The sequence below is a fragment of the bacterium genome (assembly GCA_018812485.1).
Classification (GTDB): Bacteria; JAHJDO01; JAHJDO01; order JAHJDO01; family JAHJDO01; genus JAHJDO01.
The window spans coordinates 23,532-43,046 of record JAHJDO010000029.1 but is presented as its reverse complement, the minus strand read 5'-3'; the positions used below and the strand labels follow the sequence as shown (position 1 = coordinate 43,046).

The 19,515-nt window shown below is 39.1% G+C and carries 20 protein-coding genes and 1 tRNA gene; 9 read left to right on the top strand and 12 right to left on the bottom strand.

Annotation, left to right across the window (positions count from 1 at the left end; genetic code table 11):
• Positions 1–167: 167 nt before the first annotated feature.
• The 8 genes from KKC91_02155 to KKC91_02120 all read right to left on the bottom strand — a co-directional run bounded on the left by KKC91_02155 (position 168) and on the right by KKC91_02120 (position 8,281).
• On the bottom strand, positions 168–1,490 hold the full coding sequence (locus KKC91_02155; GenBank protein MBU0477354.1) for a DegT/DnrJ/EryC1/StrS family aminotransferase: 1,323 nt from the start codon (positions 1,488–1,490) through the stop codon (positions 168–170).
• A 12-nt stretch (positions 1,491–1,502) separates the two neighbouring features.
• The gene (locus KKC91_02150; protein ID MBU0477353.1) at positions 1,503–2,720 is read right to left on the bottom strand and encodes a DegT/DnrJ/EryC1/StrS family aminotransferase; all 1,218 of its coding nucleotides are present in this window, start codon (positions 2,718–2,720) and stop codon (positions 1,503–1,505) included.
• A gap of 1 nt (position 2,721) precedes the next feature.
• Positions 2,722–3,615: an amidohydrolase family protein gene (locus KKC91_02145; protein ID MBU0477352.1), complete on the bottom strand. Its 894-nt coding sequence runs from the start codon at positions 3,613–3,615 to the stop codon at positions 2,722–2,724.
• Between the two features lie 77 nt (positions 3,616–3,692).
• Positions 3,693–4,604, bottom strand: coding sequence for an AraC family transcriptional regulator (locus KKC91_02140; GenBank protein ID MBU0477351.1), 912 nt, complete (start codon positions 4,602–4,604; stop codon positions 3,693–3,695).
• A 46-nt stretch (positions 4,605–4,650) separates the two neighbouring features.
• Entirely contained in the window at positions 4,651–6,099 is a 1,449-nt protein-coding gene (locus tag KKC91_02135) for a hypothetical protein (GenBank protein ID MBU0477350.1), read from the bottom strand.
• A gap of 49 nt (positions 6,100–6,148) precedes the next feature.
• On the bottom strand, positions 6,149–7,393 hold the full coding sequence (locus KKC91_02130) for a serine hydroxymethyltransferase (protein ID MBU0477349.1): 1,245 nt from the start codon (positions 7,391–7,393) through the stop codon (positions 6,149–6,151).
• Positions 7,390–7,872: a ribose 5-phosphate isomerase B gene (gene rpiB, locus KKC91_02125; protein MBU0477348.1), complete on the bottom strand. Its 483-nt coding sequence runs from the start codon at positions 7,870–7,872 to the stop codon at positions 7,390–7,392. The genes KKC91_02130 and rpiB overlap by 4 nt, the downstream gene beginning before the upstream one ends.
• Positions 7,865–8,281 carry a low molecular weight protein arginine phosphatase gene (locus KKC91_02120; GenBank protein MBU0477347.1) on the bottom strand — a complete coding sequence of 139 codons (417 nt, stop codon included), beginning with the start codon at positions 8,279–8,281 and terminating at the stop codon, positions 7,865–7,867. The genes rpiB and KKC91_02120 overlap by 8 nt, the downstream gene beginning before the upstream one ends.
• A gap of 150 nt (positions 8,282–8,431) precedes the next feature.
• Between KKC91_02120 and KKC91_02115 the strand changes: the two genes are divergently transcribed.
• A tRNA-Ser gene (locus KKC91_02115) sits at positions 8,432–8,522 on the top strand.
• 16 nt (positions 8,523–8,538) lie between these two features.
• Here the strand turns inward: KKC91_02115 and KKC91_02110 are convergent.
• Genes KKC91_02110 through KKC91_02100 form a run of 3 tightly spaced genes read right to left on the bottom strand, consistent with a single transcriptional unit; the run spans position 8,539 to position 10,900 of the window.
• Positions 8,539–9,393 carry a tetratricopeptide repeat protein gene (locus KKC91_02110; protein MBU0477346.1) on the bottom strand — a complete coding sequence of 285 codons (855 nt, stop codon included), beginning with the start codon at positions 9,391–9,393 and terminating at the stop codon, positions 8,539–8,541.
• Positions 9,390–10,157 carry an ABC transporter permease gene (locus KKC91_02105; GenBank protein MBU0477345.1) on the bottom strand — a complete coding sequence of 256 codons (768 nt, stop codon included), beginning with the start codon at positions 10,155–10,157 and terminating at the stop codon, positions 9,390–9,392. The genes KKC91_02110 and KKC91_02105 overlap by 4 nt, the downstream gene beginning before the upstream one ends.
• Complete coding sequence (locus KKC91_02100) at positions 10,154–10,900, bottom strand: ABC transporter ATP-binding protein (protein MBU0477344.1); 747 nt, start codon at positions 10,898–10,900, stop codon at positions 10,154–10,156. Before KKC91_02100 ends, KKC91_02105 begins: the two co-directional genes overlap by 4 nt.
• Positions 10,901–11,074: 174 nt before the next feature.
• On the opposite strand from KKC91_02100, the gene KKC91_02095 reads away from it, so the two are divergent.
• Positions 11,075–12,988 carry a protein kinase gene (locus KKC91_02095; GenBank protein ID MBU0477343.1) on the top strand — a complete coding sequence of 638 codons (1,914 nt, stop codon included), beginning with the start codon at positions 11,075–11,077 and terminating at the stop codon, positions 12,986–12,988.
• An 84-nt stretch (positions 12,989–13,072) separates the two neighbouring features.
• A complete protein-coding gene (locus tag KKC91_02090; protein ID MBU0477342.1) occupies positions 13,073–13,456 on the top strand; it encodes a response regulator in 384 nt (127 codons plus the stop codon).
• A 15-nt stretch (positions 13,457–13,471) separates the two neighbouring features.
• Here KKC91_02090 and KKC91_02085 read toward each other — a convergent pair whose 3' ends face one another.
• A complete protein-coding gene (locus tag KKC91_02085) occupies positions 13,472–15,049 on the bottom strand; it encodes an FHA domain-containing protein (protein ID MBU0477341.1) in 1,578 nt (525 codons plus the stop codon).
• A 301-nt stretch (positions 15,050–15,350) separates the two neighbouring features.
• Here KKC91_02085 and KKC91_02080 point away from each other — a divergent pair, with 301 nt between their 5' ends.
• The 6 genes from KKC91_02080 to KKC91_02055 all read left to right on the top strand — a co-directional run bounded on the left by KKC91_02080 (position 15,351) and on the right by KKC91_02055 (position 19,515).
• Positions 15,351–15,776: a type II secretion system GspH family protein gene (locus KKC91_02080; protein ID MBU0477340.1), complete on the top strand. Its 426-nt coding sequence runs from the start codon at positions 15,351–15,353 to the stop codon at positions 15,774–15,776.
• Between the two features lie 85 nt (positions 15,777–15,861).
• Positions 15,862–16,311 carry a prepilin-type N-terminal cleavage/methylation domain-containing protein gene (locus KKC91_02075; GenBank protein MBU0477339.1) on the top strand — a complete coding sequence of 150 codons (450 nt, stop codon included), beginning with the start codon at positions 15,862–15,864 and terminating at the stop codon, positions 16,309–16,311.
• 24 nt (positions 16,312–16,335) lie between these two features.
• A complete protein-coding gene (locus tag KKC91_02070; protein ID MBU0477338.1) occupies positions 16,336–16,776 on the top strand; it encodes a prepilin-type N-terminal cleavage/methylation domain-containing protein in 441 nt (146 codons plus the stop codon).
• Between the two features lies 1 nt (position 16,777).
• Complete coding sequence (locus tag KKC91_02065) at positions 16,778–17,332, top strand: hypothetical protein (protein ID MBU0477337.1); 555 nt, start codon at positions 16,778–16,780, stop codon at positions 17,330–17,332.
• 15 nt (positions 17,333–17,347) lie between these two features.
• Complete coding sequence (locus tag KKC91_02060; protein ID MBU0477336.1) at positions 17,348–18,508, top strand: hypothetical protein; 1,161 nt, start codon at positions 17,348–17,350, stop codon at positions 18,506–18,508.
• Positions 18,508–19,515, top strand: a complete 1,008-nt coding sequence (locus tag KKC91_02055; GenBank protein ID MBU0477335.1) for a hypothetical protein — start codon at positions 18,508–18,510, stop codon at positions 19,513–19,515. The genes KKC91_02060 and KKC91_02055 overlap by 1 nt, the downstream gene beginning before the upstream one ends.

The window sequence follows — 19,515 nt, the reverse complement described above, 5'->3', positions numbered from 1 at the left end:
TATCATATTTTCCTGGGCGCATTCTCTCTTCTCCTTTTTCCCGATACTTTCTCGGGATTCTGTTTTTTTCTTAGGAGAGAGGATAGCCCTTTCTTTTTCCTATCTCAATTACTTTTGCATAAAATATTTTACATTACCACTCAGTTGATATTGAGGGCTTATACTGCTTACTGTCTTGCAGTTAAACCGAATCCTCCAGCATCCTCTTCTTTCGTATCTCCGGGCAGGAGTTCCCTGTAATTTTTAATTACTTTCTTAATTGCATTTGCATGTTCTTCTATTATGTTAGGTCTGTAGTGCTTGAACCACGGGATAGCAAACATGCGCTTGTGTATATTTTCGGAAACCGGCAGACTCCCGAGCGGTTGTCTTACGTCCACGCCTTCAGGAGAATTTGCAATTCGGGTGGGTTTTCCCTGATTATATATGTCTGCATCATTAAAAACAGGATGTAAATGCAATGGTTTATTGCCTCCAGGACTGCATCGTCCCCCTTCGGCCTTTATTGCTTCGCAGAATCTTTTAACGGAAAGTCCCTCCAATTCTTCAGGCCTGTATAGTCCTCTGGCTGCATACCAGCCACCCATTGTAGTTCCCGAATCCTTTGGAGGACGGTGTGCTTTGACTCCGGGAGTTCCCTCTAGAAGATCCCAGAAGTAATTCATTGCCTTATCGATTTCCTTCATTTGTCCAGGGTAGTTTTTCAGCTGTACGCGTCCCACGGCTGAGGAGAGCTGATGCATTCTGTATTTGTAACCGCCCCAAGGGAGTTCAGCACCAGCCTTAAGATCCTCCAGCTGAATTTCTTTATGTCGTGCATAATGACCAAAAAGAATTGCACGTTCGTGAACTCTCTGGTCATTTGTGAGCATAATACCTGCTTCGCCTACTGCAAAGGATTTTCCGCTCATAAGGGACATAGCTGAGACATCCCCGAATGTTCCTGTGAGTTTTCCTTTATACAGTGCTCCATGTGCATGAGAAACATCCTCAATTACCTTGATATTGTGTTTGCGCGCGATCTCCTTAATAGGATCCATGTCAGCAGGTCTCCCTGCATAGTGAACAACTACAATGGCTTTTGTTCGCTCTGAAATTCTCTCTTCGATATCGTTAGGATCAATACAGAGTGTTTCAGGGTCTATATCAGCAAAAACCACAGTTCCTCCAAGGGAATATACAGGCAGAGCTGATGCCCAGTATGTTACACTCGGACAGATTATCTCGTCCCCATGTCCTATACCTAATCCGAACATTGCCCCGTGCAGAGCCCCTGTTCCTGTAGAATGGCCAAGCGCATATTTTATGCCAAACCATTCTGCATACTCCTTTTCAAATTCCTTGGTAACGTCATTACCTGACATCTTTCCTTCCCAGAGTACCTCCAGAACAGCATTCTCAATTTCTTTGGTAATAATGGGCCATTTAAAGATATCGCCTGAGTCGTTTTTAACTGCTTTTGGTCCTCCTAAAAGCGCCAGTTTTTCCATTTTTGCGTTCTCCTATTTTTTATAAGCCTGTTCTACTTTTTTGAGTACATTAACTATATCTTTGACTTCTTTCTCGCCGTAGTTCTCGTTTATGGAGATATTGAAATGACAGCTAGTAACAGATATTGCATTAGGGCATGTAGAATCCTTACTATATTTCTCTTTTGAAAATTCCCACGGCCCACTATTTTTCCACCATGGAGCTTCCGAAGGTATATTACGGTATGACTTGGCTACAGGGATTCCCTCTTCCTTTACAGCCTCAGCAAAAGCCATTTTATCGACTTTAAGCATGTCTGTTTTAACATGTATGCGCATGAACCAGTAAGAGGATTTTGTCCCTGGGACCTGCCATCCGATAGATACAATCTCCGACTCCTTATTTAGCCTTTCTTTTATAGCTTCAGCAACTTTTCTACGTCTGGATATTATGGAGTTTAACTTTTTAATTTGAGTTACGCCAATAGCTGCTGAAAGCTCATTAAGGTTAAGATTCAAGCCTGCTGTAACATTGCCTTTAGCATCTGGTAGATTAAACGGCTTTCCTCTGTCAGCAAACCGTTTAGCTTTCCAGAAAAGCTCTTCATTTCTGGTATATACTACTCCGCCCTGACCTCCTGTTGCGTGGTGCTTGCCTTTCATGGTTGAGAAAGCTCCAATGTCGCCGATTGTACCGACAAATCTCCCCTTGTATTTTGCACTGTGTGCCTGAGCACAGTCTTCTATAACAGGGATATTTCTGGAGCGTGCTATCTCCATTACAGGATCCATATCAACAGGGTCCCCGCCAATATGCGCGACAATAATGGCCCGGGTATGTTCTGTCAGGACATCGGAAATCTGTTCTGACCCTGTATTGTATGAACGAGGATCCGAGTCTGCAACAACGGGGATGCAGTTTACCATAACTACGGGCATTGCTCCTCCCGGATCTGTAATAGGGGGAATAATTACCTCACTTCCCGCGTCAAGCTGTAGCGCTCCAAGTGCAACAAAGACAGCTGATGTACCTGAGTTAACACCATCTGCAAAACCGTCTCCGAAAAACTCACAAAACGCTTTCTCGTACTCCTGTTCATGAGGTCCGTTATAGCCGAATGCTTCTCCTGAGGCAATCGCCTCGTCAAACACTCTTATAGCAGCCTGCTTTTCTTCTTCTCCAAAAAGAGAGCGGTTTGGCATAGGATCTGTACGAACTGGTTTTCCACCATTAATTGCTAACTTGTCCATCTTATTCTCCTATAAGTTGTTGAACATTTTTATGAGTTATATTTTCATAGGCTTGATCTGAAATCTTTTTTTCTTTAAGAGCATTTTTTAGGAAATCAATTTGAGGAGGTATTGGTTCATCAGCAGATGTGAACCTGTCTGTACCAAAAAGAAGTTTTTCATTAAACTCCTCAAGAAATTTATAGCCAAAATCAGGATCTCTCGAGATAGCATTATACCCGCTTCCGGCAGAAAGATCGCCGTAAAGATTGGGATATCTCTCCAGCAGTTTAGGAATACTGCCGGGTTTTTCTATTTTACCTTTTGGATAGTGGCCACGTTCTTTTTCATTCACGTATTCGCCTATTTCTGACCAGAAAGCAGGGCCATGACCTATAAAGATAGTTTTGGAAAATTTCTTGAGCACTTTTTCCAGTCTTGGCAGATGCGCATCATCCACCAGTCCGTAAACACCTCCTATCCGTTCTGCAACATGAAAAAGAACAGGCATTTCACACTCCCCACAATGATAGAAAAAATTCTTTGCTAGCTCATCATCAAAATAAATATTAGAACAGACTTCTCCGACTCCTTTACATCCCATTTCTTTGTAAACTTTTAAAACCTTTGATAAATCGGCTTCAGGAGAATTTCTCATTGCTCTGGGATCAACATTGCAAAAGGCGACTAGCCTATCAGGATATTTCCTAGCTGCTTCAATAGCTTCCATGTTTCCTGAAACCCCAATGTAGTTTGCGTTTTCAGGATTACTTAATGGAAGAATAACAGACTTGTCAATCTTCTCCATATCCATCCTTTTAAGTAGAATTTCAGCAGTGAATTCTTTCCTGCCGAGTTTCTGAACAAATTCAGGAAACCTGTGGTAGGTTATATGCGTGTGTACATCAATTAACATTTCAACTCCTTCCAATTATAAACTCGTTTTAGATTTATTTTCTTATTCAGTCTACGAAAAAAAAGAATCTTTTCTACTCATTTCTTGTGGAAATGTGTGCAAAACTTGCGGTATTCTGATGGACTGATTCCGGTCAGGCGTTTAAAATCCCTGTTAAATGTGCTGAGATTTAAGAATCCAACATCCTCGGCTACAGATATTACTTTTATATCTGATTCTGACTCAAGAAGATTCTTGGCTTTCATAATACGTTTATTTATTAGATATTCTTTAAAATTAAATCCTGTAACATCCTTAAAAATATGGCTAAGATGATATGGAGAACGGAAGACATGCTCACCCAGAGTTGCCAGGTCCAACGGTTTTTGATAATTTTTATCTATATAAGAAATGACTTTACTTATAATCCTGTCCTGTGCAGTTGATTTGATTCTTTCATCTGTACCGGTACCGGAAGAAGATGATCTGTGTATGATTATAAAAAGCTCAAGGAGCAGGCTTACTATTGCTTCTCTGTAATGCAGTTTTTTGTTTTCCCATTCATATGTCATATTGGAAATGATCAAATCTGCTCTCTGGCTTTCCTCAGGAGGGAATGATATTTGATGAGAGAAGTTTTTTTTGCATTCAGCAATATGAGAGATTAGTTTTTTATATGTGTATTGCGTGTTCCTAAATAATATAGACGGATTAAAGGCCAGATATACTCTATCCACAGGGATCGATGAATTTCCCTTAATGTAATTATGAACTTCACCTTTATGAATTATTAAAATGGAGTTTTCCTTAAGATGGTATTTCCTGTCTTTTATGAAGTATGCTCCACTTCCTGACCTGATATATTGTAACTCAATCTCAAGAATGTGATAATGTGACTCTCCTGACTTCTTAGATGATTTATCCCTGGTTATTGATGTTGTGAAAGGGAATTGTTTCTCGATAAAACGCATTATTTGTTTTTTGGCAGTGTTAGATTTTGATTTTTTCATGATGCCCACAATATACACATATTGAGTAGAAGAAACAAATATTTAGCTAATTACCATATACATTTATGAATAACTTAAAGACTATTGTTTGAAGGATCTGCAGGGAAAGTAGTATTAAGAAGGCAGAACTGGTTTTCATCTTTATTTGTGCGATTTGCGAGGCTGCTATTAATGCAGGAAAGGGCATGAGGAACATCCATAATCTTGCCACCTCAGAGCGATTTATTCCAGAGACTAGAAGTAAGAATAGTATGATAAAAAAAGACACGGAGAAGACATTGGCTGCTCTTATTTTTCTTGACCTTATAACATTATAAATACTTCTGAATGAAAGCATTGAAATTGGGATACCAGTAAACATAAAAAAGTCCAGTGGATTATACAATAGCCATTTCCAATATGTTCGGCGTGCAACCTCACTGCCAACGATGTCTAATCGCGCATTTTCTGAAAACACATTAATACTCACAAAAAAATTTATAATATTAAAGTCATATAAAAGATAAAACAATAAAGGGAGAGCTGTCAAAGCTACAAACAATACTGAAAAACTCTTTAATATGTAATTTAAATGTGTTTTATTTATCCAAAGCCATATTAGCCCATAACAAATTATCAAACCCAAGATAACCAGAAAACAGAAACTCAGCATAATGCCTATTGATAAAACCAGTCCAGAAAGAAGAGCAAACCAAATATTGTTTTTTTTAATAGAGAAACAAAATAAATAAAAAGATAAGACAGAAACCAGAGTATATGTCTGGTCCATTCCAGGTGTAAATAAATTAAGTGCAGGAATAGCTGCATAAAAACATACTGCAATTAAAGATGTTTTTTTATCATATATAAGTTTCCCTAAATAATACATAGGAAGAATCACAACACATTTAAGAAATGGCAAAAATAACGATAGAAATACTGATGCGGCTTTTTCAGCATTGCTGAAGGAATGACGGAACGTATTCCCAATAATTGAAAACACAGGTAATGGGTCTAGAGTGGTGCTCTTTACCATACTTAGTAAAGAATCTGTTAGGGTAGGTAAACTATTAAATATGTGAATTATCCACCAGAAAAACAATATATTTCCTGGAGGATGTACTCTGGCATGTAAAGGAGCATATTTGATAAAAGTGTGAAAGCTATTTAACCAGAAACTAATGTCTTTAATCTCGACAGCAACATTGAAATAGCTGGTTGCCCAAGGACTTATAATAGTCAGAATTAGATTATAGAAGCCTGCTGGACTTAAGTAACAAATAGCAATGTTAAAAAGGTAGCCAATAAAGCATATAAGGACTATAGAGAGAAATTTTAGTGGGGGGTTTAAACCTGCTAATTTTTTATAAGCAATTGACTTATAAGACAGCAGAAGAAAAATAAAGGAAATAAGCACTGGAAACCAGAGTCCGTCAAAATTCTCTGGATGTGAATATTTCCAAGCCCATTCGTGCTTAATACCTAACGGAAAAACATTTAAAATTACAAGAACCACGAATATAATGCTAATTGCTGAGGTAAAGATCAGAAATTTTGGCTTCTTTTTAGAGTTTGTTGGCATACAAAGGAAATTGATTGCAGAGACTGGTCACTATTGATAAGGTCTGTTTAAGATTATCTATATCATTAATATTCGTAAGCACCTTTGTTATCATTTCTGCAATGAACTTCATTTCGGGCTCTTTCATACCTCTTGTAGTTACAGCAGGAGTTCCTATTCTTATTCCACTCGTAATAAATGGGCTTTGCTTATCAAATGGAATAGCATTTTTATTTACTGTTATTCCGGCAACATCTAATGCCTTCTCTGCGTCCTTGCCTGAGATACATCTATTAGTTAAATCCAGTAGTATAAGATGAGTATCTGTTCCACCGGAAACAAGTCGAAAGTCCCTTTTATTCAGTTCTGAGGCAAGTGCCTTGGCATTTCTTACGATCTGTTTCTGATAATCATTAAATCCTTCTGCCATAGCTTCCTTGAATGCAACAGCTTTAGCAGCTATAACATGCATCAGTGGCCCTCCCTGAATACCAGGAAAAATCATTTTATCTATCTGTTTTGCATATTTCCCCTTGCAGAGAATCATGCCTCCGCGTGGACCTCTTAAGGTTTTATGTGTAGTGGTAGTAACAAAATCAGCGTATGGAATAGGGCTTGGATAAATTTTTGCTGCAACAAGTCCTGCAAAATGAGCCATATCTACCATAAGATACGCATTTACTTTATCTGCAATCTTTCTGAATGCTGCGAAATCTATTATGCGAGGATAAGCGCTAGCGCCTGCAATTATCAATTTAGGTTTCTCTTCAAGTGCTAATTTTTCTACATATTCATAGTCTATTGTTTCTGTTTTCTTACTCACTCCGTAAGAGACAATATTAAAATATTTCCCCGAAAAGTTTACCGGACTGCCGTGTGTTAAATGTCCGCCATGGCTTAAGTCCATACCTAGAATTGTATCTCCCATATCCAACATAGAAAAATAAACCGCCATATTTGCCTGTGAACCGGAATGCGGCTGCACGTTTGCATGGTCAGCTCCAAAAATCTCTTTTGCTCTTTTTATAGCCAAATTCTCAACAACATCAACAAATTCGCATCCGCCATAGTATCTTTTATGAGGATAGCCTTCAGCGTATTTATTGGTCATTATTGAACCTTGAGCTTCAAGAACAGCATTGCTCACGAAATTCTCTGAGGCAATAAGCTCAAGGTTTGAAGATTCTCTTTTTGTTTCATCATAGATTGCTTTTGCTACTTCTGGATCAGTTATTTTTAAATTACTCATATTACCTTTTTTGAAGTCCTCATGTATTTACTTTCAATTTTTTCAATTTTTTTTATTCTTTGCTTATGACGAGGCGCATTACTGAATTTTGTCTGGAGCCATACTTTAACTATTTCTTTTGCTAAATTTTCTTTAACCACTCGTCCCCCAATTGTTAAAATGTTTGCGTCATTATGCTCCCTGCTCATCCTTGCAGTAAATGTATCATTACATAGAGCTGCCCTGATTCCCGGAATCTTATTAGCTGACATAGACATACCCAGCCCAGTTCCGCATAGCAATATTCCTTTTTTATATTTACCCGCTCTCACAGCTTCAGCCAGCACTAACGCAAAATCCGGATAGTCAACGGCTTCCTCAGATGATGCGCCAAAATCAGCATACTTATAACCCAAACCTTTCAAAAAGGGCTTGAGAATTTCTTTTAAGTGCCATCCACCGTGATCAGCAGCTATTGCGACCTTATCCTTGTTATTCAATCTTTTTTATAACCTTTATTAAACATTTCTCTATTTCCTCCATACAGTACTTATATGCATCGTAGGATAATCCGATAGGATCTGCTATATCTGGATTCTTATCCTCTATTTCTGCAAATTCTTTAAGCAGAAATATCTTCCCTGTCTTTTCTGAATAGGTATGAAATACCTCGTCTTTATGTTTCTGAGTCATTACCAGAACAAGGTCAGCTTTATTTACTGTTTCCTCAGTTAGTCTATTTGACCTGTATGAAGATACATCTATACCTCGCTCAGTCATAATCTTCTGTGTCAGGTGAACTGGAGGGAATCCTTCAACTGTATGAGTTCCAGCAGAGATAATTTTATACTTACTGTATTCTTCAACTCCTTTTTCAGAAAGCATCTTTTTAAGTAGTCCCTCAGCCATAATACTACGGCAGCTGTTCCCTGTACAAATGAAAAGAATAGTCTTTTGCATGTGCCAAATCTTAACATGAGGTATAGAGTTAAGTCAAGAAATCCCAAATAAGAAATTTTTTAATGGCTATTTTTAATAAAGTTGTGTCATAATTCAAGAGGAGAGGTGGCTGAGTCCGGTTGAAAGCGGCAGACTCGAAATCTGTTGTCCTGATTTTTCGGGACCGGGGGTTCGAATCCCTCCCTCTCCGCCTTGCGCCGGATATACTATTCTTTTCCCCGTTCCCATTTATCTATAAAATTCTTAGCTTTCTTATTTTCTGGAAATAATCTGAGGACTTGTTTGTAACAATCTATTGCCTTTTGTGTATGTCCTTGAAATTTATGTGAGAAAGCAAGAAATCTGAGTATACCTGCTTTATCATATTCATCCATTTTAGCCTGTGATTTGAGAGCCCTCTCAAAATAGTATTGAGCTTTTTTATAATCCTTTAATTTCGAAAAATAGACTATGCCCATTTCCTCAGCTATTTGATAGCTGTCCGGATTGTTTTTTATTCCCTCTGCCATAAATTTAATCGCTTCGTCTAATTTCCCAAGCCTGAACGCAAGCCAGTATCCTCCAACAGCGTACGCTCTCACATGATGGGGATTGAATATAGTTGCGAGCTTGAACCATGGCATAAGCTCATTCTCTCTTTTGCTGTGCAAATGCTCTGTAATATTCGGCTTGAGATTGTATTCAAGCTTAGCAAATAATTTGTCTAATCTGTTATATTCCAATTTATGTCTGTGCTCAATTTCTTTGTGATTATGTTCATGCTTGTGTTGTGTATGTTCTCCCATATCTGCCTCTTCTAAAATATGGCAATGTCCATGTTCAGTCACTCCCTTATGAAGATATTCGTCTGCTTTCAGCCATAACAAATCTGCAGAACCAGTAAAGACGCCACCTAAAATTTTACTTACAATTTCTCCGCCAGGAATAACAGAAACACTGCTAATCACAGCATAATGATAGGTCTGAAGAGGAATTTGAAGAAGGATAGCGATAAGAAGTAAAGTAAAGAGTTTGAGTAAATCAGAAATCCGAAATCCGAAACAAATTTGGGTATTTCTCACAACTGTCTTTTCTGAAACTTCAATGTGCCTATTAGTAGAAAGATAGATATATAAACAAGAGCGTATATCGTCACTGTTATTATTACCCATGCTGGTATTGGTGGCCATTGGTGAACTATCTTTTTTGATAGGTCAAAATAATCGAGATGAGGCAGGATGTAATTAATAGACTTGAGAATCCATGCAAGGAATGCTCCGCACTTATCAAGCACATCTGAGATAGCTTTGCCAATCCAATGTCCCAGAATAAAATAAAGGATAGAAACTGTAACATTTGCGGCATTTGTCATAAAAGCTGAAAGACATATAACAATAGAGGATATAAGCATTAACTGAAGAATATGCAGGAATATCCCCTGCATTAAAATACCCGAAACACTACTCCCTTTAGAAAACAGGAGAATAATAAATATTCCCTCAAAAACCAAAAAACAAAATACAGAAATAATAGAGGTTCCAAGCCATTTTCCTATAATAAATTCAGATCTTCTCAGAGGTTTTGCCATCAACGGATAAATTGTCCGGCTATTTAGCTCAGTGGGTAGCTGTCTTGCTCCAACAACAACAGCAATAATTACAGTTATATAAATAACGATAAGAAAGGATAATTCTATAAAATACTTTACTAACCCTGTTAGAGAGAAAAAACTTGCCATTGCAACTACGGACATCATTGCAACAGATAGAATAAATAAAACATATATTTCTTTCTTTCTAATGGATTCCTCAATTACGTTTTTCGCAATAATCCAGGCAGCTCTCATGCTCTTTTATCCTTTATCATCCGGATGAAAATATCTTCCAATACAGTTTGCTTTGTATCAATTTTACCAACAATTTGATCTAGCTTCTCAGTCTTTAGAATTTGTCCTCTGTCAATTATTCCTACTCTGTCACAAATCAGTTCTACTTCTGAAAGCTGATGTGAACTAAAAAATATGGTTTTACCTCTATTCTTGAGTTCTAAGATAATATTGCGTATTTCTCTTTTACCAATTGGATCGAGACCCGAATTAGGTTCATCCAGTATCAGAACTTCAGGATCATTTATAATAGCCTGTGCAAGTCCAAGACGCTGGTTCATGCCTTTTGACAGATTTCGGATAGGAGTATTCTTTTTCTCTGTTAATCCAACAGTTGCCAGAACAGAATCCATTCTGTTGTTTAAAACGGTTTTGTCTATACGGAATAATTCCCCGTACATTGTAAGAATCTTGAAAGGCGTAAGAAATGGATAATAATAAGCTATCTCTGGTAAATATCCAATTCTAAACCTGTTTTTTAATGAGGAAGATTTTTCCCCGAATACAACTGCCTCGCCATTAGTAGGATGCATGAAACCCAATAAGATATTGATAGTTGTTGTTTTTCCTGCTCCATTAGGACCTATGAATCCAAATATTTCCCCTTTATAAGCGCGTAAACTTATGCCTCCTAAAGCAACAGTTTTTTCCCTGCCTCTTCCATATTCTGCATGAAGATTTTTAATTTCTATTACTGGTTCCATATTTTTTGCCCTTTAATGCAAAATAAATATACTAACATCCTATAGTATTGTCAATATCCTGTATGAGTCCGTAATACTTGATTTTTAGTGAGAGACAATCTATTATATCTCAGGAATTGAAATGTAGACAGCTTGGAAAAGTAAAGAATTCTTTTTGACGGGGAGACTGGTAGTATGATCGGGCAAAAGATCGGACAATATAAGATAATTAGAGAATTAGGAAGCGGAGGGATGGGTACCGTCTATGAAGCCTATCAAGAGTCTCTCAACAGGCATGTAGCTATAAAAATTCTTCCATTTCATTTGTCTAAAGACAAAGACCTTGTGGAGAGGTTCCGGCGCGAGGCTAAAGCAGTAGCAAAATTAAATCATGCCCGGATTGTTCAAATCTACGACATTGGTGAGCACGAGGGAATGTATTACTTTGCCATGGAACTTATCAAGGGACAGACTTTGACCGAGATTATAAAACAGCGGGGAGCGCTTTCCTGTGAGGATGCTTTAAGCATCACTTTTCAGGTTGCTGAGGCTTTGGAATGTGCTCACAAAGAGGGGATAGTTCATCGCGATATAAAATCGGGGAATATAATGATAGATAACAATGGTCATGTGAAAGTAACTGATTTTGGCATAGCCAAAGCTGTGGAATCTGAGGGCATCACACTTACAGGAACCATTATGGGTACGCCGGAGTATATGTCTCCGGAGCAGGCTAAAGGAGAGAAAACAGATTCCCGCTCCGATATTTACTCTCTTGGCATAGTTCTTTACGAGATGTTAACAGGAGAAGTTCCTTTTAAGGCGGAGACCCCGTACGGAGTTATGCAGCAGCATATAAATGTAGAGGCTAAGCCTGTCCCAGAGGTAAATCCTGATCTCCAATGGGAAGTAGAATTTATTGTTAGAAAATGCCTGATAAAGGATCTAAGCTACAGATATCAAACAGCAACTGAAATACTTGAAGATATAAACAAATATCGAGCGGGCGCTTTTCATCCCAGCCCTATTAGTACTTCCTCTGAAGTGTCGCCTCAGAAAAAAGGAAGACGTAAATTACTTATCATTGTATTTTCGGTGATAATAATTGCTATAGTTGGTGTTGTCTTAGGCAAAAGGTTTTCAAGGCAGACATTAAAACCTTCCATTCCTCCCTCTTCTGCCTCAAGCTATCAGGCCAAAGAACAGGATGAAATTGAACAGCTCTTCTCTAAGGGTGATGGATCAGCTAAAGAGAAACAATACAGCCAGGCCATGATGTATTATCAGAAGATTATCGATAACTATCCTGTAACTCTTGCCGCAGATAATGCCAGGACAAAGATTACATATATTAAAAAGAAAATTGATGAAGAGAAAATAGAAACCTTATTTAACCGCGCGCAGGACATGGAGAACAAGGGTGAAATAATAAAGGCCATATCAAGCTATCAGGAGATTGTGATTAAGTATCCTGATACTAAATGTGCAAAACTGGCTAAGGAGGCTATCAAGAGGATTGAAGAGTTTGAGAAGACAGGGAAAGGGGTAAGGGAAATAAGAGAGGAGCCTCTTACCGGTCCGGAGAAGAAGATTGTAAAGGAACTGGAGAAATTGATAGAGAAGGATATGAAGTTGATGGGCCTGACTATGACTGGCGACCCCCTGCTTTTGGAAAACTATCTTCTGCAAAATCATTATGAAGAGATGAATAGAATTGGCAAAATCGTAGGTTTAGAAGCGAGGGAGTTTACTGGTATATGCGCTAGAATAATGATGGATGAGTTTGGACCTCCTCCGAGTAGAGACGGAAGGCGTCCTGATGTAATTGAAGAAGGGCCAATGTTTAAAGCCGGAAAAAGAATTAAAGGAGAAATAGAGAAATTAATGGAAGCGGATATGAAGCTAATGGGGTTAGCTATGAAAGGCGATCGCAGACTATTAGAGAATTATCTTCTGAAAAATCGTTATAACGATATGAAAAGAATTGGCAAAATGATGGGTTTAGGAGCACAGGAATTTGCCGCCCACCTGGCTAAAGAGATGTGTATGAGGCCTTCTGACAGACGTGGTCCACCCCGGCCCAGAGAGGACTACCGCAGAAGACCTTAGGACACGAGTTTGACAGCACGCAAGATAATGTAGTAGAATTTTATTAAGAGAAAGAGATAGAAGAGCGATAGGAGGGACGAGACGATGGGCAAGAAAACTATTTTGATAGTAGAGGACGATAATGAGCTGAGGGAAGCATTAAAGACAATACTGGAAGCTGGCTGTAGTTATGAGGTGTTTGACTCTCCCAATGGTAAAAATGCCATAGACCTGCTTAGCACCAAGAAGCCACATATTGATGCTGCCATACTGGATATGGTTATGGTAGGGCATGGTGGCACTGTAAGAGACTATCTTAAGGAAAATCCTCAATATGAACAAATACCAATAATTTTTCATACCGGTCTTACAAAGGAACAGTTTGATAATAAAATTCTTGAAGGCGCACATTATGTTCACAAAGAGTTTGGTAAGCAAACCGGAAGTATTGCAAAAATCGTAGAACTTCTGAAAGAATTCTTAGATTAAAGCTATTCTGTGAAATTACTCTTTTCTTGCAGGTAAAAATATATTAAAGGTAGTCCCTTTCCCGACCTCGGAATTCACATATATTTTTCCGCCATGTTCTTTAATTATCTTATGTGTCACTGCCAATCCGAGACCTGTCCCCTTCAATCCCTTGCTTGAATAAAAAGGTGTAAAAAGAGTTGTTAATATATCTTCAGGTATTCCAGATCCTGTATCAGACACAGACAATTTAAGCTGATCCCCCTCAACTATATACTCTGTAGCAATTGTAATTTTTCCATCTTTCTCCATCGCATCAAAAGCATTATTTATCAAGTTAAGCAGGGAACGATGGATGACTTGAGGATCTAATAAGAACTGTCCAATATTTTCCTCAAGATGAGCATGCAGTTTAATACCCACATCTTCAGCTCTTTTGCTCATTAACTCTATAACTTCATCTACAACATCATTTAGATTGCATGGCTGCAGCTGTGGCTTTCTTTCCTTAGAATAGGTAAGCATATCCATAACCACATCCCTTACTTTATTTATAGAGGCCTTAACTAACTTCCATCCTTTATTCATTAATGTACTGTTTTTTTGTTTTATTCCCATATCTACTAAGATGCCACCGCCATCCATCCCCACAAGAATATTCTTGACGTAGTGTGCCATGCCGGTTATGGCCTGTCCTATACCAGCTAATCGTTCTGCCTCAAGATTTTTTTCATATAAACGCACATTATCTATAGCTAGCGCAGCTTCGTTGCCTAATGCAGTAAGCAAGTTTAAATCTTCGGTGTTAAAAGCCCCTTTAATCATGAGTGTATCAGCATAAATTACGCCCAAGGCTCTGTCTTTTGTTTTTAGAGGGACACACATTGCTGAATGAATTTGATGCTGGATAATACTCATTTGTTCTTTAAACCTTTTGTCTTCTAAAGCATCTGAACAGATTACCGATTTACCTTCATCTAAAACCTTACTCATAATGCTGTGGCTTACGGTTAATTCTGCCCTATCTTTTTCGTCTCTTTTCCTCACTGCTTTAGGAACAAGTTTACCTGTTGATTCCTCATGGAGTATAATAAGAACTCGGTCAGCACTAATGTGTTGAAAAATCAAATCCAGAATTTTATTCAGGACGTCTTCTAATTTAAGCGCAGAACTAAGAAGTTCGCTGGCTTTATAAAGGGTAGCTAATATTTTATGAGTTCTCTTTAACTCTTCGTTACTTGCAGTTTCATAAGAGGTGGGAATAACGGCACTGGGCATTACAGCCTTTATAATAGTAAAAGATCTCTCTTCTGGATGCGGGAAAGAAGATGTTTCCCCGAAGAGAATTCTTGTTTTGCCTATAACTATCTCGTCGCCGTCGTCCAACTTCTTTTCTTCAACGAAATTCCCATTCACAGAGGTGCCATTTGTAGAATGCAGATCTTCCAGTATCCAGTCATTATGCAAAAAAGTGAGTTTGAGATGTTTCCCTGATATGCTCTTGTCCGAAATTATAATATCATTACCTTTCAGCCTTCCAATAGTAATAAGCTTTTTCTCCAAAGGAAACTCCCGGGCTCCACATTCTTCATCAAAAATTGTCAAAACGGTCATTTTGGTTTCCTTTTGATTCTCCATCATGAATGATGTTAGAACTTTTTCAGGGAATTTGCAAGAAGCTTTATATTCCATTGTGAAATAGGCAATTTTTTTTGCTTATTTTCCAAATACGTCAAAATATTTTGTCCAATAAGCGATGTATACAAGTGTAGACTTAAAATCTGTCCATGTAAAAACCGCAATGCAATATGGATGTTGCATATAATATCCATATATTGGCACGAAAAATGCTCTATACATGAGGTGGAAGAAAAAATTTATTGAAGAGGAGGTGAATAAGAAAATGATTAAATTACTGAAAAGCAAAAAGGGTTTCACGCTGGTTGAGATTATGATCGTTGTTGCGATCATAGGGCTTTTAGCAGCTATAGCTATTCCTAACTTCATCAAGTCCAGAAGTAGATCCAGAGATGCTGTATGCGTAAATGGCATGAAACAGATCGCATCAGCCCTTGAACAGGTGTGCATGGAGGAAGATCTTGATGCTACTGGTGCTGGTGCTGGAATTGCTTCAATTACATGGAACGCAGCTCCTGCAACAGGAACATGGGGAATAGTAGGCAGTACAGCATACCTAAAGACAGCTCCTACGTGTCCTATAGCATCTGGTGCTTATACAGCGGCTTCATCAACAGTTGGGGTATTTCAGATTACTTGTCCAAGTCTGACAAGCCATGGACCAAATTTTCAGGCTACTAATAATCCATATACACTGCAATAAAGCTACTTGCTGAAAGGCTTGAAAAGATGTATAATAGTGGCGGGAGTTTTCTCCCGCCGCTGTTGTATTTAGAAAGGGGTATTGGATGGTAGTTAGTCGGAGAAGGGGCAGAGGTTTTACGCTTGTTGAGATTATGATTGTTGTTGCGATCATAGCGCTTTTATTGACTATAGCTGTACCTAATTTTCTAAAGAATAGAACGATATCCAGAGATGTTGTATGTACGAACAACATGAGACAGATTGCATCCGGGCTTGAACAGGTGTGTATAGAGGAAAATCTTGATGCGACTAATGGTGGCGCTGGATTTGCAGCTGGGGCAATTTTGTGGAATGCAGTTCCTGCAACAGGAACCTGGGGACTAGCGGCTGCCACAGGATACCTAAAGACCGTCCCCACCTGTCCAATAGGAGCCGGTGCTGGATATATGGCAGGTTCAACATCAGTTGGGAAAATCCAGATTACGTGTCCGAACGGAGCGGCTGGCAGAGGACATGGGGCAGCTTTTGTTGCAGCACAGCCATTCTCACTATGATAGGACTAGTTTTGGAGATGACAAATGGAAAAGCATAAAGATGTACGTACAGTTAAATTAAATCGTGGGTTTACGTTAATAGAAACCATGATAGCCATTTTGATTCTGAGTGTTGGTTTAATTGGCCTTTTTACTGCGTTTTCCAATGGACCTGCAGTGATTAGAAGAACAGCTGAAATCTCTACCGCTACAAAGATAGCGCAGGACGCAATGGAAATAGTACGCGACAGTTCATTTGCAACAATAACTGGTTGGGGAACATTCAGCAATCAGGATTTTACTACTATCACAGGAAATGTTACACAGGGACTTGCAAATCTTAGTAACGGAGTAGTATTGCTTTCAATTTCTGATTTTATTGACAGCAATATAAAACAGGTCAGTATAACAGTTCAGTGGATAGGGGCGCGGGGGCAAGCGTTCAGTAGAAGCATTACTACGCTTGTGACTAATGGGGGCATCTAGAATGAAAAAGAAGCGGCTTTCAGGCGGGTTTACGATCATGGAAGTTCTTATTGCCGCTTCAATCGGAATAACAGTTTTGGGCGCTGTTTTATTCTTATTCATAAGAGGCAATCAAATGTTTGTTTTTGACTCTCGTTATCTTGATACACAAAAAAATGCGAGATTAGTTCTGGACAATATAAGTCAGGACACAAGGCGTGCGGGAGATGTAGTGAATACTGCAATAGGAAGTGTGCCCGCAAGTACGTCCCAGCAGTTGGTCCTGGAGGTATCTTCAATTGATGCCAGTGGAAATCCCATAACCGGATCCAATGATTATTTTAGGTATACATTAAATAGCACCACTTTAGAAAAAACAACCTGGGCAGCAGTCGGAAGCACAAGAACCTCAGGGACTCAAAATATAAGTTCAAATATATCTAACCTGGTATTTGGCTATCTTCCAACTCTTGCTGGCGCTACTCGCATAACAATATCAATTACAAGCACAGCAACTGTTATGAATAAAACACACACAAGAACTTTAAATACATCTGTAAAATTAAGAAATAAATAATGGAGGTAATGTTATTTGAAACTGAACAGAAAAGGTAGCATCCTGGTCCTGGCTGCTTTGGTTTCTGTATCCTTGTTTGTCATAGCGGGCACCTACCTCTCGAGAATTGTTTTTGAGAATAGAATGACAAATAGATCATATCGGCATACAGCTGCGGTCAATCTTGCAGAAGCAGGCATAGAAAGAGCAATTTATGAGTATGCATATGGCGATATTACCACCTGGGCAGTTGATGCAAACGGAGATCCTGCTCAAACCATTACTCTATCAGACGCAGGCGGCAAAACAATAGGAAGTGTTACGGTTACAGTTACCAACTCAGCTACAGGTACTCCTACAGTTACAGCTACAGGAACAGCTCCCAATGTAACTGACATAAACAGGTTTTCCAAGTTAATAAATGCTAATCTTCAGGTAAGTGGTTCACCATTTACACAAGGAATATTTGGAGATCAAGGCGTGACTCTTTCAGGTAACGGTGCGTCCGATAGCTATAACTCTGACAATGGAACATATGCCAGTCAGTCACCCGGCAGCAACGGTTCTGTGGGAACTAATGCAACATCATCCGGAGCAGTAGCTTTAAGTGGAAATGCTATAGTTAATGGAAATGCTCAGATTGGTCCGGGTGGGGATGTAAATACTGCAATAACCACCTCTGGAAACGCTGTATTGAATGGGCAAAAAACAGCTGCATCCACTCTGTTTCCAATGCCGTCAGTCACTGTCCCAGCTGGTGTAAGTAGTAGTGGTGGTTTATCAATATCAGGAAATAATACCCAGACCCTTACATCCGGAACATATTGGTTTACATCAATACAGATTACAGGAAATGCAACATTAGTAATTAGCGGACAGGTTACTATTTACGTTTCGGGAACTTGTCATGTAACTGGTAATGGTATCTCAAATCCTGGCACCCCATCTGATTGTCTACTTTATGGAACAGATACCTGCACAAGTGTGAAATTTACGGGTAATGGGGATTTTGCAGGAGCGATATACGCCCCAGAAGCTGAGTTGAAGGTTACAGGTAATGGAGACCTCTTCGGCGCATTTGTAGGGGATACAGTAAAAATCTCAGGAAATGGTAACATTCATTATGATGAAGCCCTGGCGAATGTAAATCCTGGCGGCTTTTCAGGAACTGTTACGGTTACTCAATGGTATGATTGATGTATAGAAACAGACGCGGAAGCGTATTGGTTATTTCAGCTATAGTGATGCTTATTGTTGCCATTATAGCAGGAGCATATCTTTCCACGGTCGTTTTCCAAAAAAAGCTTACAATCAGGTCCTATCGTCTATCTGCAGCAAGGAATCTTGCAGAATCAGGGATTCAAACAGCGTTATGGGAGTTGGGATTTGGCCAGGGTTCGTGGGTTGGCTGGGACACTTCAGGAGCAGTTTACACAAAGACTATTCTCTCCTTTCAGACTCAGGGCGGAAAGGTTATAGGCGATTATATAATAAGCGTATCAAACTTAACATCAGCAAGTGCAACTATCTCAGCAACCGGATATGCTCCGAACATGACAAATATAGACAAGGTAGAAAGGACAGTGAAAGTTGATGCAGAACGAATTGGAAATCCGGGAGTTGTTAATTCTGCGCTTCAGGCAGGAGGTAATGTTCTGGTTAGTGGAAACGGACTGATAGACGGAGATACCAGTACGGGCGTAACAATTCCGGCGGGTTTTACAGCCACTACAGCTGGCTCTGGGGAAATAACAGGCAGTCCGCCGGTAAGTAATGCTGCTTTTCCATCAATTGAAGATATATTTGGCCTGACGAAAGAAGAAATGGAAGGTATATCAACCAGAAACTATACTGACCCTCCGAACAACTCGGACGTAGATGGAATCACCTGGGTTAAATTTCAGGATAATTCATCGTTTAAGATTACAACGACAGGATGGTATGGAAGTGGTATCCTTATAGTAGACGGAGATATTGATATAGCAGGTGGCACATTTGAGGGTATAATATATGTACTTGGAAATCTAACAATAACCGGAAACCCCGAGATTTCCGGATCAGTCCTTGTGCAGACTCAAGCTGATACATCTGCAACAATATCTACGGGAAGGCCATTAGTGGTCTATAATTCCGTCAATGTAGCAAATGCTTTTGCCAACAACCTGCCGTGGCGTATAGTAAGCGGTTCCTGGCAGGAGTATTAA

Coding starts and splice junctions, on each gene's coding strand:
- KKC91_02155 (MBU0477354.1), bottom strand. CDS start 1,490: ATGGAAAAACTGGCGCTTTTAGGAGGACCAAAAGCAGTTAAAAACGAC.
- KKC91_02150 (MBU0477353.1), bottom strand. CDS start 2,720: ATGGACAAGTTAGCAATTAATGGTGGAAAACCAGTTCGTACAGATCCT.
- KKC91_02145 (MBU0477352.1), bottom strand. CDS start 3,615: ATGTTAATTGATGTACACACGCATATAACCTACCACAGGTTTCCTGAA.
- KKC91_02140 (MBU0477351.1), bottom strand. CDS start 4,604: ATGAAAAAATCAAAATCTAACACTGCCAAAAAACAAATAATGCGTTTT.
- KKC91_02130 (MBU0477349.1), bottom strand. CDS start 7,393: ATGAGTAATTTAAAAATAACTGATCCAGAAGTAGCAAAAGCAATCTAT.
- KKC91_02120 (MBU0477347.1), bottom strand. CDS start 8,281: ATGGCTGAGGGACTACTTAAAAAGATGCTTTCTGAAAAAGGAGTTGAA.
- KKC91_02105 (MBU0477345.1), bottom strand. CDS start 10,157: ATGAGAGCTGCCTGGATTATTGCGAAAAACGTAATTGAGGAATCCATT.
- KKC91_02100 (MBU0477344.1), bottom strand. CDS start 10,900: ATGGAACCAGTAATAGAAATTAAAAATCTTCATGCAGAATATGGAAGA.
- KKC91_02095 (MBU0477343.1), top strand. CDS start 11,075: ATGATCGGGCAAAAGATCGGACAATATAAGATAATTAGAGAATTAGGA.
- KKC91_02090 (MBU0477342.1), top strand. CDS start 13,073: ATGGGCAAGAAAACTATTTTGATAGTAGAGGACGATAATGAGCTGAGG.
- KKC91_02085 (MBU0477341.1), bottom strand. CDS start 15,049: ATGACCGTTTTGACAATTTTTGATGAAGAATGTGGAGCCCGGGAGTTT.
- KKC91_02075 (MBU0477339.1), top strand. CDS start 15,862: ATGGTAGTTAGTCGGAGAAGGGGCAGAGGTTTTACGCTTGTTGAGATT.
- KKC91_02070 (MBU0477338.1), top strand. CDS start 16,336: ATGGAAAAGCATAAAGATGTACGTACAGTTAAATTAAATCGTGGGTTT.
- KKC91_02065 (MBU0477337.1), top strand. CDS start 16,778: ATGAAAAAGAAGCGGCTTTCAGGCGGGTTTACGATCATGGAAGTTCTT.
- KKC91_02055 (MBU0477335.1), top strand. CDS start 18,508: ATGTATAGAAACAGACGCGGAAGCGTATTGGTTATTTCAGCTATAGTG.